The following is a 13,616-nucleotide window of genomic DNA, read 5'->3' on the forward strand; positions in this document are numbered from 1 at the left end:
CGGTTCCTAATCGGAACCCGGTCCCGAATTCCGGCATGCCGAAATCGATCCCGTTCAAGGGCCGTGCAGTAGAGATTGCCGCCAGTCAGGCGTGAAGTGCCGCCTCGCCGTCCTCGCGGACGCCGTGGCAACTCGAAGAACTCTACACGAGGCCGGGGGGTGCTCCGCCCCGGGTGGGCCTAGTTCTTGCGCTTCTTCTTACGGGCCGCCGGGTTGCCCGCGCGGGTGGTGCGGCGACGCTCGTAACGGGTGCGCGCCTCCTCGTACTCCTCCCGGTGGAGCCGCTCGCCCGGGGCCTCGCGCAGGGCGCGGAAGAAGTACGCGAGCAGCGACCCGATGAAGCCGATCATCAGGATGCTGCGCATCGACTTCTCGGCCGCCGGGTCGGCCGCCGGGTCCGGGCGGCGCTGGAAGCCCTCCCAGGTCCGGCGGAAGGCAAGGGCGCTGCAGATGGCGAAGGCCACGACGACCAGCATGTTGACGAGGTTGCCGACCTCGGCGACGGCCAGACCCTCGTAGCCGAGGCGGAGGACGAACGCGCCGGCCGCCGCCGCGGCGAGCGCGCCCACGGCGACCCCCGCCCTGCGCAGTGCGTAGCCGCCGTCGTGGTCGACCCAGGTCGTACCGAAGAACCGGATCGGCTCCGGCCGCGGACCCGCTGCCTCGTGCTCATCGCTCATACATCGATTATCGCCGCCGCCCGGGAAGCGCCCCGGAGGGAATGTGCGGGCCGGTGGGTCAGCCCGAGCAGCGGACGGCAACGAAGTCGCTGCTGCCCGTCTTCACATAGGCGTCCGACACGTACTGCCCCGGCGCGATGCTGTCCCAGATGTCCGTGGTGCCGCACGGGCCGGAGACCCTCTCGCCGCGGGTCTGGCAGCGGATCGGCACGCTGGAGCCCTGCGGGAGGACCTTGATGAGCTGGCTGTCCGAGCTGGGGCCACGGCGGACGTTGACCTGGTAGCCGGGGGCGATCGGGTAGTAGGCCACGGCGCCGGCCGCCTGGACCGAGAGCGTCGCGCTCTCCTCGCTGCCGCTGGTCTCGTTCAACTCTTCGGTGGCCATCCGGCCCTCCCCCGTGCAAGCGTCGAAAGGCGTCGGAAAACTGCCCCGCCCGTATGTCATGTGCAGGCTAGCAACTCCGCTCGGCAAGCCTTCCGGGTCTGTGAGGTGCCATCGACTAGGCTCCGCCACGCCGCCTGACGCGGCCGAAATACAACGGGGGTGGGGGGAATGCCGCCGCTGCGCACGTCCGGGACGGGCCCGGAAGCGGAGGAGCCGGAGTATGCCGGCCGGTACCGGTTGGAAGGGCGTCTCGGCTCCGGCGGCATGGGAGTGGTGCACCTGGCGCGCTCCGCGTCGGGGCTGCCCCTCGCGGTCAAGGTGGTGCACGCCGAGTACGCGGTGGATCCGGAGTTCAGGGCGCGGTTCCGGCAGGAGGTCGCGGCCGCCCGGAGGGTGAGCGGGGCGTTCACCGCGTCGGTCGTGGACGCGGATCCCGATGACGAGCGGCCTTGGATGGCCACCCTCTACATTCCCGGGCCCACTCTTGCCGAGCGGGTGAAGCGGAACGGTCCGCTGAGCCCGGACGAGGTACGGCGGCTGGCGGCGGGGCTCGCGGAGGCGCTGCGCGACATCCATCGCGCGGGCGTCGTGCACCGCGATTTGAAGCCGAGCAATGTGCTGCTCGCCGAGGACGGGCCGAAGGTCATCGACTTCGGTATCTCCCGGCCGTACGACAGTGAATTGCGCACCGAGACGGGAAAGCTGATCGGCACCCCGCCGTTCATGGCGCCCGAGCAGTTCCAGCGGCCGCGTGAGGTCGGGCCCGCGGCGGATGTCTTCGCGCTGGCCTCGCTGCTGGTCCACGCGGCGACGGGGCGGGGGCCGTTCGAGTCGGAGAGCCCGTACATCGTCGCGTACCAGGTGGTGCACAACGAGCCGGAGCTGGCCGGGGTGCCGGAGGATCTCGTGCCGCTGATCCTGGCGTGCCTGGCGAAGGAGCCCGGGGACCGGCCGACGCCCGACGCGATCATGGCCCGGTTGCCGCACCCACCCCCTTCCGCTCCCGCTGCCCCCGCCTCGGTCGCGCCCCCGGTCCCCGGGCAGCGGGCCGGCACCCCCGTTCCGGCCCCGGCCACCGATCTTGTGGAGCCGTCGGCCGGGCCGGCCGCGGCGCCGCTTCCCCGGCGGGCCCGGCTCCGGCGGCGGAACCGGTGGATCGCCGCTGCCTCCCTGGCGGTCGTGGCCGTGGCCGGCGCCGGTGGTTACTGGGCACTGCGCGAGGTGGACGGGTTGCACCGGCCGTCCGGGGCCCGGCCCACGCCGATGGGTGCCGCGTGGCAGCCGTGGGAGACGTCCGTACGGGAGGACGCGGCGGGGGACGGTGAGGTGCGGGCCGGGTTCTGTACGTACGGGAAGTCGGCCCTGTACTGCTCCGCGCGCGGGGTGTCGGCGGCCCGGATCCGGGCCGGTGACGGTGCGGTGGCCTGGCGGCGGCCGGTGGCGGGCGGGTCGGGACGGCCCGGTGACGGCGCGCCGAGCGCGCCCGTCGTCTCCGGCGGTCTGGTGCACGTGCTGGCGCCGGACGGCCGGCGGCTGTCGGCGCTCGATCCGGGGTCGGGTGAGCCGCGCTGGTCGCGGGACGTGTCGGCGTTCCGGGGGCGGGTCTACCACGCGGGCGACACGGTGCTGCTGGTCGCGGCGGACGGGTCGGTCACCGCCGTCGACGGGGCCACGAACAAGGAGCGGTGGCACCACCGGCTGCCCGGTCACGCCAAGCCCGTCTTTTCCTCGTACGGGGCCGGGCCCGCTTATGCCGTCGCCCCGTCGCCCGACGGGCGCCGTACGCACGTCGTCGCGCTCGACCCGGTGCGCGGCACGACGCTGTGGCAGTGGACGGCCGACGGCAATCTGTCCGCCGTAGGGGCCGGTCCGGGCGGTGTCCTCCACCTCAGCGCCGCCGACGCGGACACCCGGGTTTCCGCCGTCGTCAGTTATGACCCGGCCGCCGGTCGCGCGTACCGGGTGCCGCTCGGGGCGCCGGTGGCCGCCACGAGCGTCGTCGTGCACGGCCGTGCGGTCTATGTGCTGTCCTCGGACGGCGGGCTCACCGCCTTCAGCACCGCCGCGGGATCGAAACCCTCGGCTCGGCTCTGGCGGCTGGACACCTCCGTCGCCAACGCGTCGGCGCTCGTCGCGGACGACGACCGGCTGTACTTCTCGGCGGCCGACGGGCGGCTGCTGGCCGTGGACACCGCCCACGGCACGCTGCTCGGGCAGACGTCACCCCGCCTGGCCAGGGCCGGGCGGGGTTATCTGGAGCTGCTGCCGGCGCCGGTCGCGGCGGACGGGAAGGTGTTCGGCGCGGCGCCGGACGGGACGGTGTTCGCGGTGGACGCCGGGTCACCGTCCCGCTGGCGGTAGCCGGACGCGGCGCTCCGCGCTCCCGGCGACTGCGAGCCGCGAGCCGTATCTAGCGTCCGCGGCGGCGGTCGGCACGGCCTAGCCCAGTCGGGAGACGTCCCGGACGGCGCCCTTGTCCGCGCTGGTCGCCATGGCCGCGTAGGCCCGCAGCGCCGCCGAGACCTGGCGTTCGCGGTTCTTCGGGGCGTACGTGCCGCCGAGCGCCTCGCGGCGGGCCGCCAGCTCCTCGTCGTCGACGAGGAGTTCGATCGAGCGGGCCGGGATGTCGATCCGGATCCGGTCACCGTCCGCGACCAGGGCGATCGTGCCGCCGGAGGCCGCCTCGGGTGAGGCGTGGCCGATGGACAGGCCCGAGGTGCCGCCGGAGAAGCGGCCGTCGGTGATCAGGGCGCAGGACTTGCCGAGACCACGGCCCTTGAGGAAGGAGGTGGGGTAGAGCATTTCCTGCATGCCGGGGCCGCCCTTGGGGCCCTCGTAGCGGATGACGACGACGTCGCCCTCCTTGATCTCCTTGCGGAGGATCTTGTCGACGGCGTCTTCCTGTGACTCGCAGACGACGGCCGGGCCCTCGAACGTCCAGATCGACTCGTCGACGCCGGCCGTCTTCACGACACAGCCGTCGACGGCCAGGTTGCCCTTGAGGACGGCCAGCCCGCCGTCCTTGGAGTAGGCGTGCGCCGCGTCGCGGATACAGCCGCCGGCCGCGTCGGTGTCGAGGGAGTCCCAGCGCTCGGACTGTGAGAAGGCGGTCGCGGAGCGGACGCAGCCGGGCGCGGCGTGCCACAGCTCGACGGCCTCGGGCGACGGGGAGCCGCCGCGCACGTCCCAGGTCTCCAGCCAGTCCTTGATGCCGCGCGAGTGGACGGTGTGGACGTCCTCGTCGAGCAGACCGGCGCGGTAGAGCTCGCCGAGGATGGCGGGGATGCCGCCGGCGCGGTGCACGTCCTCCATGTAGTACGTGCCGCCGGGGGCGACGTTGGGCGCGACCTTGGCGAGGCAGGGCACCCGGCGGGAGACCGCGTCGATGTCCTTGAGGTCGTAGTCGAGCCCTGCCTCCTGGGCAGCGGCGAGCAGGTGCAGGATCGTGTTGGTCGAGCCGCCCATGGCGATGTCGAGGGCCATGGCGTTGTCGAAGGCGGCACGGGTGGCGATGTTGCGCGGCAGGACCGAGTCGTCGTCCTGCTCGTAGTAGCGCTTGGTGATCTCGACGACCGTGCGGGCGGCGTTCTCGTACAGCGCCTTGCGGGCGGTGTGGGTGGCGAGGACGGAGCCGTTGCCCGGGAGGGAGAGGCCGATGGCCTCGGTCAGACAGTTCATGGAGTTGGCCGTGAACATGCCGGAACAGGAGCCGCAGGTCGGGCAGGCGTTCTCCTCGATGCGCAGGACGTCCTCGTCGGAGACGTTCTCGTCGACCGCGTCCACGATGGCGTTGATCAGGTCCAGCTTGCGGACCGTGCCGTCGACGAGGGTGGCCTGGCCGGCCTCCATCGGGCCACCGGAGACGAAGACGACGGGAATGTTGAGGCGCAGGGCCGCCATCAGCATGCCCGGCGTGATCTTGTCGCAGTTGGAGATGCAGATCAGGGCGTCGGCGCAGTGCGCCTCGACCATGTACTCGACGGAGTCGGCGATCAGATCGCGGGAGGGCAGGCTGTAGAGCATGCCGGCGTGGCCCATGGCGATGCCGTCGTCGACCGCGATCGTGTTGAACTCGCGGGGCACCGCGCCCGCCGCCAGGATCGCTTCGGAGACGATCCGGCCGACCGGGGCGAGGTGGGTGTGGCCGGGGACGAACTCGGTGAAGGAGTTGGCGACCGCGATGATCGGCTTGCCGATGTCCTCGCTCGCTACGCCCGACGCCCGCATGAGGGCTCGGGCACCCGCCATGTTGCGGCCGTGGGTGACGGTGCGGGACCTCAGCTCGGGCATCCTGCTCCACTCCTCGAAGTGCGTCGGCGCGCGGTGGACCGGCGCCGGGTCGGCGTCTTCCGAGCCTACGCCCGCGATCCAAGATCCGGACAGGATTCCGCGATTTGAGACGCGTAGCTCAGACGGTGGTCCCGCGTCCGCCCCCTGGAGGGCCCTCAGTCGTCGGTCAGGTGGCGCTGGACCGCCGGGGCCACCATGGCGACGATCTGGTCGATGGGCGCCGACGCCAGGGGTTCGACCTTCATCACGTGGCGCAGCAGGGCGACGCCCACCAGCTGGGCCGCGGCGAGTTCCGAGCGCAGCCGCGCGTCCGGGACGTCGAGGGCGTCCGCGACGTGGGTCATCAGCCGCTCGGTGACGAGGTCGCGGAAGACGGCGGCGGCGGTCTCGTTGGCGACCGCGGACCGGACGATGGCGAGCAGCGGCTCCCGGGTGACCGGGTCCTCCCAGATGCCGAGCATGTGGGCCGAGAGCCGCTCCCCCAGCGTGTCGAGGCCGCCGTCCGCGACGAGGTCCTGGGACCGGACGGCGGGCGCGGCGGCCACCTCGACGGCGGCCGCGAAGATCTTCTCCTTCGGGCCGAAGTAGTGGTGGACGAGTGCCGGGTCGACGCCCGCGCCCTTGGCGATGCCGCGGATGGACGCCTTGTCGTAGCCGTGCTCGGCGAACTCGGCGCGGGCCGCAGTGAGGATCCGCTCGCGGGCGCCGGGACCGTCGCCCGCGTCCGTCCGGGCGGGCCTGCCGCGCTTCCTGGGGGTGCCCTCCCGCGCGTCGCTCACGGTCGGGGCACGCGGGTCGGGGAGGCGAGGTGCAGGCGGGTGAAGGCCAGGGCCTCGGCGAGGTCGGCCTCGCGCTCCGCGCTGGACATCGCGCGACGGGTGTTGACCTCGATCACCACGTGCCCGTCGAAGCCGCTGCCCGCGAGCCGCTCCAGCAGCTCGGCGCAGGGCTGTTTGCCGCGGCCGGGCACCAGGTGCTCGTCCTTGGCGGAGCCGTTGCCGTCGGCGAGATGGACGTGGGCGAGCCGGTCGCCCATCCGGTCGACCATGTGGAGGGCGTCCGTGCGGGCGGTCGCCGTGTGCGAGAGGTCGACGGTGAAGTGCCGGTAGTCGTCCTTGGTGACGTCCCAGTCGGGCGCGTAGGCGAGCATCTCGCGGTCACGGTAGCGCCAGGGGTACATGTTCTCGACGGCGAAGCGGACGTCGGTCTCGTCGGCCATCCGCCAGATCCCGCGCACGAAGTCACGCGCGTACGAGCGCTGCCAGCGAAACGGCGGGTGGACGACCACGGTGGTGGCGCCCAGCTTCTCGGCCGCCGCCCGGGCGCGCTGGAGCTTGACCCACGGATCCGTCGACCAGACGCGCTGGGTGATCAGCAGACAGGGCGCGTGGACGGCCAGGATCGGGACCTGGTGGTAGTCGGAGAGGCGGCGCAGCGCCTCGATGTCCTGGCTGACCGGGTCGGTCCAGACCATGACCTCGACACCGTCGTACCCGACGCGGGCGGCGATCTCGAAGGCCGTCGCCGTCGACTCGGGATAGACCGAGGCCGTGGACAGCGCGACCTTCGCATCCGGGATGCGCACCACTGGCTCTGTCACGGGGAACAGCGTACGACCGCCTCTCACGCGACGGGCAGGTGGTCCAGCCGCCGGAGGATCACTCCCTCGCGCAACGCCCACGGGCAGACCACCAGCTCCTCCACCGCGAACAGGTCCATCGCGGCCTCGGCGACCAGCGCGCCCGCCACCAGCTGGGACGCCCGGCCCTCCGACACGCCGGGCAGCGCGGCGCGCTGCCGCACGGTCATGGCGGCGAGCTTGGGCACCCACTGCTCCAGAGCGCGGCGGCTCAGCGTGCGGGTGACGTAAAGGCCCTCGGTGGAGCGGGCGGCGCCGGCGATGCGGGCGAGCTGTTTGAAGGTCTTGGAGGTGGCGACGACACGGTCGGGGGTGCCGCGGCGGGCGAAGTCGCCGACGATACGGGCGATCTCGGCCCGTACGTGGCGGCGCAGCGCGCGGACGTCGCCGGCGTCCGGCGGGTCGCCCGGAAGCCGGCCGGCCGTGAGCCGGCCGGCGCCCAGCGGCAGCGAGACGGCCGCGTCGGGCTCCTCGTCCAGGCCCAGCGCGATCTCCAGGGAGCCGCCACCGATGTCGAGGACGAGGAGCTTGCCCGCCGACCAGCCGAACCAGCGGCGGGCGGCGAGGAAGGTCAGCCGGGCCTCCTCGTCGCCGGTCATGACGGGCAGCGTGATGCCGGTCTCTTTCTCCACACGTGCGAGGACGGCGTCGGCGTTGGCCGCCTCGCGGACCGCGGAGGTGGCGAACGGCAGGACCTCCTCGACACCCTTGTCCTCGGCGGCCTGAAGGGCGTCCTGGACGACGGCGATCAGCCGGTCTATGCCGGTGTCGCTGATCGCGCCGTCGCCGTCGAGGAGTTCGGCGAGCCGCAACTCGGTCTTGTGCGAGTGGGCGGGCAGGGGACGGGCGCCCGGATGCGCGTCCACCACCAGCAGGTGGACCGTATTCGAACCCACATCGAGGACACCGAGTCTCATGGCGTGAACGCTACTGCCCGCTCCGGGGGCGCTTAGGCTTGAGGGGTGGCAAAGACGAAGAAGGCGAAGCAGGACAAAGCGCAGGACAAAGCCTCCAAGAAGACCAAGGTCATCGATGTGAAGGCCGAGATCTCCGACGAGGTGGGGCTTGATTTCGCCCGTGCCTGGGTCGAATTCCCCGACCCGGCCGACGACGAGCAGCTCTTCCGGTGCGACCTGACCTGGCTCACCTCTCGTTGGAGCTGCGTCTTCGGCAGCGGCTGCCAGGGCATCCAGGCGGGCCGCGCCGACGACGGCTGCTGCTCGCTGGGCGCGCACTTCTCCGACGAGGACGACGAGAAGCGGGTCGCCGGCCATGTGGCGCGGCTGACGCCGGACATCTGGCAGTTCCACGACGTGGGCACCGACAGCGGCTGGACCCAGCTCGACGAGGACGACGGCGAGCGGCAGACCCGGCGCTGGAACGGCTCGTGCATCTTCCAGAACCGGCCCGGCTTCGCGGGCGGCGCGGGATGCTCGCTGCACATCCTCGCGCTGAGGGAGGGCCGCGAGCCGCTGGAGACCAAGCCGGACGTGTGCTGGCAGCTGCCGATCCGGCGCACCTACGACTGGCTCGACCGGCCGGACGACACGCAGGTGCTCCAGGTCACGATCGGCGAGTACGACCGCCGGGGCTGGGGCCCGGGCGGCCACGACCTGCACTGGTGGTGCACGTCGGCGACGTCCGCGCACGGCGCGGGAGACCCGGTCTACGTGAGCTACGCGCCGGAGCTGACGGAGCTGATGGGCAAGAAGGGGTACGCGCGGCTGGTGGAGCTGTGCGAGGAACGGCTGTCCTCGCTGCTGCCGATGGCTCCGCACCCGGCGGACGGCGGAATGACGGCGAAGCTGCCGAATCGTCGCTGACGCCCCCGCCGGGTGAGCCGGTACCCGTGCCGGGACGGCTCGCGCGGCAGCCCGTACGACGACTCGCGGACAGCCGGCCGGTCGCTTCGCGAGGCACTCCCCCGGTGACTGCGCACAGCGGCGCCCGGCCCGTGGCCGGGTAGCTCACGCGGCGGCGGCCTGCGCACGGCGGAGCCGGGGCCTTCGCGGGGGCGCCCGCGCGGCGGCCCGAGGGGCGGCTTGGGCAGGCGACCGCAGGTCAGCCGGTGCTGGGGGTGGGCGCCGGGGGCGTGCCGGTCGGGCTCGCGGGGGGCCGGGTCGGGGTGGGGGTCGGCTCGGGGGCGGCGCCGCGGCCCTCGATCGTCACCACGGAACCGCCCGGCGCGACGGCCACCCGCGCCGTCCAGTGGCCCACCGGCTCGCGGTCCGGGTCCACGTAGACCGTGACGGTGACCGACTGCCCCGGGGTGAGCACCCCGCCCACCCGGTTCAGCCGCAGCCACGGCGCGTCGGCCGTCACCGACCAGCGCACCGGCCCCCCGCCGCTCGCGGTCAGGGTGATCAGCGTGGTGCCCCCGCTGGGCTGCGCCTCGACCGTCAGCCGGCCGGGCCCCGGGCCGGGTCCGGACGGGGCCGGCAGCGGCCGCGTGCTGTCGCCCGGCGTGGGCGAGGCACTGGCGTCGGCCACCACCGGCACGGGTCTGCCGTCCGGGCCGAGCACGGCGACCGAGACGTCGGAGGCCCGGTGGCGCACGGCCGAGCGCGCGTCGGTGGAGTTGTGGGACCGGCCGGTCTCCTCGTACGGGTACTGGCCGAGCCCCTCGGTCTCCCGGGCGGAGACCGAGGCCGTGTCCTGGCCCTCCCCGAGGGCCGGTGCTCCTCGGTAGGCGGCCCACAGGGCCAGCACCGGCGCGGCCACGACCGTCGCGACGACGGTCGTCGTCACGGCTCTGCTGCGCAGCCGGCCGCGCCGCGCGGTGCGGTCCTTGGGCGCCAGCGGGAACCCCTTGCGGTCGAACCGGGGCATCACTCCCGCCGCCGCCGCGCGCTGCGGGCGGGCGGCCAGCGCGCACAGCATGGCGGCGTGCGCCGCGGCGCGCGGTGCTTCGAGCACGGGCAGCGCGGCGGTGGACGCCGACGTACCCGGCCAGGGGTCGCCCGCGTTGGCCCGCTCGGCCGTCCGCCGGCAGTCGGCGCAGTCGTCGACGTGCCGCACGAGTTCGCGCCGCAGCGCGGCTCCCAGCAGCATTTCCGTGTCGCCCGCGAACCGGGCGACGACCGGGCAGCGGCCGGACTCCACGACGGCGAGCGCGGTCCGGGTCCGCTCCACCTCGCACGCGGCGCTGGACAGCAGCGCCCGGGTGGCGTCGGGATCCAGCCGCAGCACGATCCCGACCTCGTGGGGGGTGAGGCCGTGGCGGACGGCCAGCTCCAGGGCCTCGCGCTGCTCAGGGGTGGTGCCGGCGGCCTCCGGCCAGGCCAGCAGGGACAGCTCCGCGCGGCGATGGGCCGCCAGGGACCCGGTGGGGACCGGGTCGGCGACCTTGGCGCCGCGCTCCGCGAGCCGGCGCAGACAGGCCCAGCGGGCCAGGGCGTACATCCAGGGGCGGCGCATCTCCTCGTCGGCGGGGGCCCGGTCGGCGCGCCGCTCGGCGAGGGCGAGCGCCTCGCCGAGCACGGAGGTGGCGGAGTCGTGCTCGCACAGCACGGACAGGCAGTAGGTGAACAACCCGTCCAGGAACGGCTCGTACCGCACGGGCGGCCGCTGGACGAGGGTGTCGTCGACCGCGCGCGGCGCACGGCGGTGTGCGTGAAACGCGCCGGTGGCGTACGTAGGGTGCTCGGGGCCGCTGCTTGTCATCCCGGCGACGGTAGGCGGATGGTGCGGCCTCCCTCGTCCTGCTCGCACAGGTTTAACCCGTTCGGGTGACCATCTCCCTCGAAGGGGGACAGGAACTGTACGTTCCGCGAGGCCCCTTTCCGGAGGCGTCTCTCAGGCGTCTCTCAAGGGCCGCTCTCACGGCCCTGTCAGTGGGCACCGCTACGGTGACCCCATGGCTGCCCGTACCGCTCGCTCGTCCGCCAAGGACCGGCCCTCCTACCGCTGCACCGAGTGCGGCTGGACCACTGCCAAGTGGCTCGGCCGCTGCCCGGAGTGCCAGGCGTGGGGCACGGTCGAGGAGTACGGCGCGCCCGCCGTCCGCACGACGGCACCGGGCCGGGTGACCTCCGCCGCGCTGCCCATCGGCCAGGTCGACGGCCGGCAGGCCACCGCGCGCAGCACCGGCGTGGACGAGCTGGACCGTGTACTGGGCGGCGGGCTGGTGCCCGGCGCGGTGGTGCTGCTCGCGGGCGAGCCCGGGGTCGGCAAGTCGACGCTGCTGCTGGACGTGGCGGCGAAGGCCGCGTCCGACGAGCACCGCACGCTGTATGTGACGGGTGAGGAGTCCGCGAGCCAGGTGCGGATGCGCGCCGACCGCATCGGCGCGCTCTCCGACCATCTCTATCTCGCCGCCGAGACCGATCTGTCCGCCGTCCTCGGCCATCTCGACTCCGTGAAGCCCTCCCTTCTGATCATGGACTCGGTGCAGACCGTCGCCTCCCCGGAGATCGACGGGGCGCCGGGCGGGATGGCCCAGGTGCGCGAGGTGGCGGGCGCCCTGATCCGCGCCTCCAAGGAGCGCGGCATGGCCACCCTGCTGGTGGGCCACGTGACCAAGGACGGCGCCATCGCGGGCCCCCGTCTGCTGGAGCACCTGGTCGACGTCGTGCTGAGCTTCGAGGGCGACCGGCACGCCCGGCTGCGCCTGGTGCGGGGTGTGAAGAACCGCTACGGCGCCACCGACGAGGTCGGCTGTTTCGAGCTGCACGACGAAGGCATCACCGGCCTCGCCGACCCCAGTGGCCTCTTCCTGACCCGGCGTGCGGAGCCCGTGCCCGGTACGTGTCTCACAGTCACCCTGGAGGGCCGCCGCCCGCTGGTGGCCGAGGTGCAGGCGCTGACGGTCGATTCGCAGATCCCCTCGCCCCGCCGCACCACTTCCGGCCTGGAGACCTCGCGGGTGTCGATGATGCTGGCCGTCCTCGAACAGCGCGGCCGGATCAGTGCCCTGGGCAAGCGGGACATCTACAGCGCCACCGTCGGCGGTGTGAAGCTCTCCGAGCCCGCCGCCGACCTGGCCATCGCGCTCGCCCTCGCCAGCGCCGCCAGTGACTCGCCGCTGCCGAAGAATCTGGTGGCCATCGGCGAAGTGGGGCTCGCGGGCGAGGTCCGGCGCGTCACGGGCGTACAGCGCCGCCTGGCCGAAGCCGCCCGGCTCGGTTTCACCCACGCCCTCGTGCCCTCCGACCCGGGGAAGATCCCGGCCGGGATGAAGGTTCTGGAGGTCGCGGACATCGGCGACGCGCTTCGGGTGCTCCCCAAGCGGGTACGCCGGGAGAGCCGGCGGGAGGCCGATGCGGACGCCTGACCGGAGGAGCCCTCTCTAATAGGCTGGGCGCCAGTAGACTTTGCCCTGGTCTCGCCCGTACGTACGCACGTACGCGACAGCCAGGGCGGCCTGCGGCACCGATGACCTTGCGACCGGAGGAGTGCAGTGGCAGCCAACGACCGGGCATCGGGCCCCGGCAAGGCCGGGGGAAGCTCCGGTGCTGACGGTCTGATGCGCGCTTCGCTGAGCGCCGTCGCGCCCGGCACTCCCCTGAGGGACGGTTTGGAGCGCATTCTCCGCGGCAACACCGGCGGACTGCTCGTCCTGGGCATGGACAAGACCGTCGAATCGATGTGTACCGGTGGGTTCGTCCTCGATGTGGAGTTCTCCGCCACCCGGCTGCGCGAGCTGTGCAAGCTGGACGGCGCGCTGATCGTCGACAAGGACATCACCAAGATCGTGCGGGCGGGCGTGCAGCTCGTCCCGGACGCCTCGATCCCCACCGAGGAGACCGGCACCCGGCACCGCACCGCGCAGCGCGTGTCCATCCAGTGCGGCTACCCCGTCATCTCGGTCAGCCAGTCGATGCGGCTGATCGCGCTGTACGTGGGCGGCGAGCGCCGCGTCCTGGAGGAGTCGGGCGCGATCCTCTCCCGCGCCAACCAGGCGCTGGCCACCCTGGAGCGCTACAAGCTCCGTCTCGACGAGGTCGCCGGCACGCTCTCCGCCCTGGAGATCGAGGACCTGGTCACCGTCCGCGACGTCACGGCGGTCTCGCAGCGGCTGGAGCTGGTCCGCCGGATCGCCACGGAGATCGCGGAGTATGTGATCGAGCTGGGCACCGACGGCCGTCTGCTCTCCCTCCAGCTGGAGGAGCTGATCGCGGGCGTCGAGCCGGAGCGTGACCTGGTCGTGCGGGACTACGTCCCCGAGCCGACCGCCAAGCGCACCCGCACGGTCCCGGAGGCGCTCTCCGAGCTGGACTCCCTCAGCCACGCCGAGCTGCTCGAACTGCCCATCGTCGCGCGCGCCCTGGGCTACAGCGGCTCCCCCGAGACGCTGGACTCCGCGGTCTCCCCGCGCGGCTACCGGCTGCTGGCCAAGGTGCCGCGACTGCCCGGCGCGATCATCGACCGGCTCGTCGAGCACTTCGGCGGACTGCAGAAGCTGCTCGCCGCGAGCGTGGACGACCTCCAGACGGTCGACGGCGTCGGCGAGGCCCGCGCCCGCTCGGTCCGCGAGGGTCTGTCCCGACTCGCGGAGTCCTCGATCCTCGAGCGGTACGTTTAGCCTGGCCGGCTGTTTGGCGATTGTGCGCTTGGCCCTCGCGGGCCGTGCGCTTGGCCCTGCGGGCCGCCGTGTTCGGCCCTTGCGGGCGCGGCGTGCGTT

Annotated in this window: 11 protein-coding genes; 4 read left to right on the top strand and 7 right to left on the bottom strand. The window is 73.2% G+C overall.

The window, feature by feature from the left end:
* Positions 1-179 precede the first annotated feature (179 nt).
* Entirely contained in the window at positions 180-680 is a 501-nt protein-coding gene (locus ACZ6MA_RS28355) for a hypothetical protein (RefSeq protein ID WP_469437084.1), read from the bottom strand.
* Positions 681-738: 58 nt separating this feature from the next.
* Positions 739-1,065 carry an SH3 domain-containing protein gene (locus ACZ6MA_RS28360; RefSeq protein WP_469437086.1) on the bottom strand — a complete coding sequence of 109 codons (327 nt, stop codon included), beginning with the start codon at positions 1,063-1,065 and terminating at the stop codon, positions 739-741.
* Positions 1,066-1,233: 168 nt separating this feature from the next.
* Here ACZ6MA_RS28360 and ACZ6MA_RS28365 point away from each other — a divergent pair, with 168 nt between their 5' ends.
* Positions 1,234-3,426, top strand: a complete 2,193-nt coding sequence (locus ACZ6MA_RS28365; protein ID WP_469437088.1) for a protein kinase domain-containing protein — start codon at positions 1,234-1,236, stop codon at positions 3,424-3,426.
* A 78-nt stretch (positions 3,427-3,504) separates the two neighbouring features.
* Here the strand turns inward: ACZ6MA_RS28365 and ilvD are convergent, their stop codons facing one another.
* The 4 genes from ilvD to ACZ6MA_RS28385 all read right to left on the bottom strand — a co-directional run bounded on the left by ilvD (position 3,505) and on the right by ACZ6MA_RS28385 (position 7,911).
* Entirely contained in the window at positions 3,505-5,355 is a 1,851-nt protein-coding gene (ilvD, locus tag ACZ6MA_RS28370) for a dihydroxy-acid dehydratase (RefSeq protein WP_469437090.1), read from the bottom strand.
* A 155-nt stretch (positions 5,356-5,510) separates the two neighbouring features.
* The gene (locus tag ACZ6MA_RS28375) at positions 5,511-6,134 is read right to left on the bottom strand and encodes a TetR/AcrR family transcriptional regulator (protein ID WP_469437092.1); all 624 of its coding nucleotides are present in this window, start codon (positions 6,132-6,134) and stop codon (positions 5,511-5,513) included.
* Positions 6,131-6,955, bottom strand: coding sequence for a sugar phosphate isomerase/epimerase family protein (locus ACZ6MA_RS28380; RefSeq protein WP_469437093.1), 825 nt, complete (start codon positions 6,953-6,955; stop codon positions 6,131-6,133). Before ACZ6MA_RS28380 ends, ACZ6MA_RS28375 begins: the two co-directional genes overlap by 4 nt.
* Positions 6,956-6,978: 23 nt before the next feature.
* Positions 6,979-7,911, bottom strand: coding sequence for a Ppx/GppA family phosphatase (locus tag ACZ6MA_RS28385; protein ID WP_469437095.1), 933 nt, complete (start codon positions 7,909-7,911; stop codon positions 6,979-6,981).
* Between the two features lie 45 nt (positions 7,912-7,956).
* Between ACZ6MA_RS28385 and ACZ6MA_RS28390 the strand changes: the two genes are divergently transcribed.
* On the top strand, positions 7,957-8,817 hold the full coding sequence (locus ACZ6MA_RS28390; protein WP_469437097.1) for a DUF3109 family protein: 861 nt from the start codon (positions 7,957-7,959) through the stop codon (positions 8,815-8,817).
* 238 nt (positions 8,818-9,055) lie between these two features.
* Here the strand turns inward: ACZ6MA_RS28390 and ACZ6MA_RS28395 are convergent, their stop codons facing one another.
* Positions 9,056-10,657 carry a BACON domain-containing protein gene (locus ACZ6MA_RS28395; protein ID WP_469437098.1) on the bottom strand — a complete coding sequence of 534 codons (1,602 nt, stop codon included), beginning with the start codon at positions 10,655-10,657 and terminating at the stop codon, positions 9,056-9,058.
* A 193-nt stretch (positions 10,658-10,850) separates the two neighbouring features.
* On the opposite strand from ACZ6MA_RS28395, the gene radA reads away from it, so the two are divergent.
* Both radA and disA read left to right on the top strand, forming a co-directional pair.
* A complete protein-coding gene (gene radA / locus ACZ6MA_RS28400) occupies positions 10,851-12,266 on the top strand; it encodes a DNA repair protein RadA (RefSeq protein WP_184739292.1) in 1,416 nt (471 codons plus the stop codon).
* A 126-nt stretch (positions 12,267-12,392) separates the two neighbouring features.
* Positions 12,393-13,517, top strand: coding sequence for a DNA integrity scanning diadenylate cyclase DisA (gene disA, locus ACZ6MA_RS28405; protein ID WP_130878256.1), 1,125 nt, complete (start codon positions 12,393-12,395; stop codon positions 13,515-13,517).
* Positions 13,518-13,616 lie beyond the last annotated feature (99 nt).

The sequence above is a fragment of the Streptomyces sp. NPDC042259 genome (assembly GCF_055582085.1).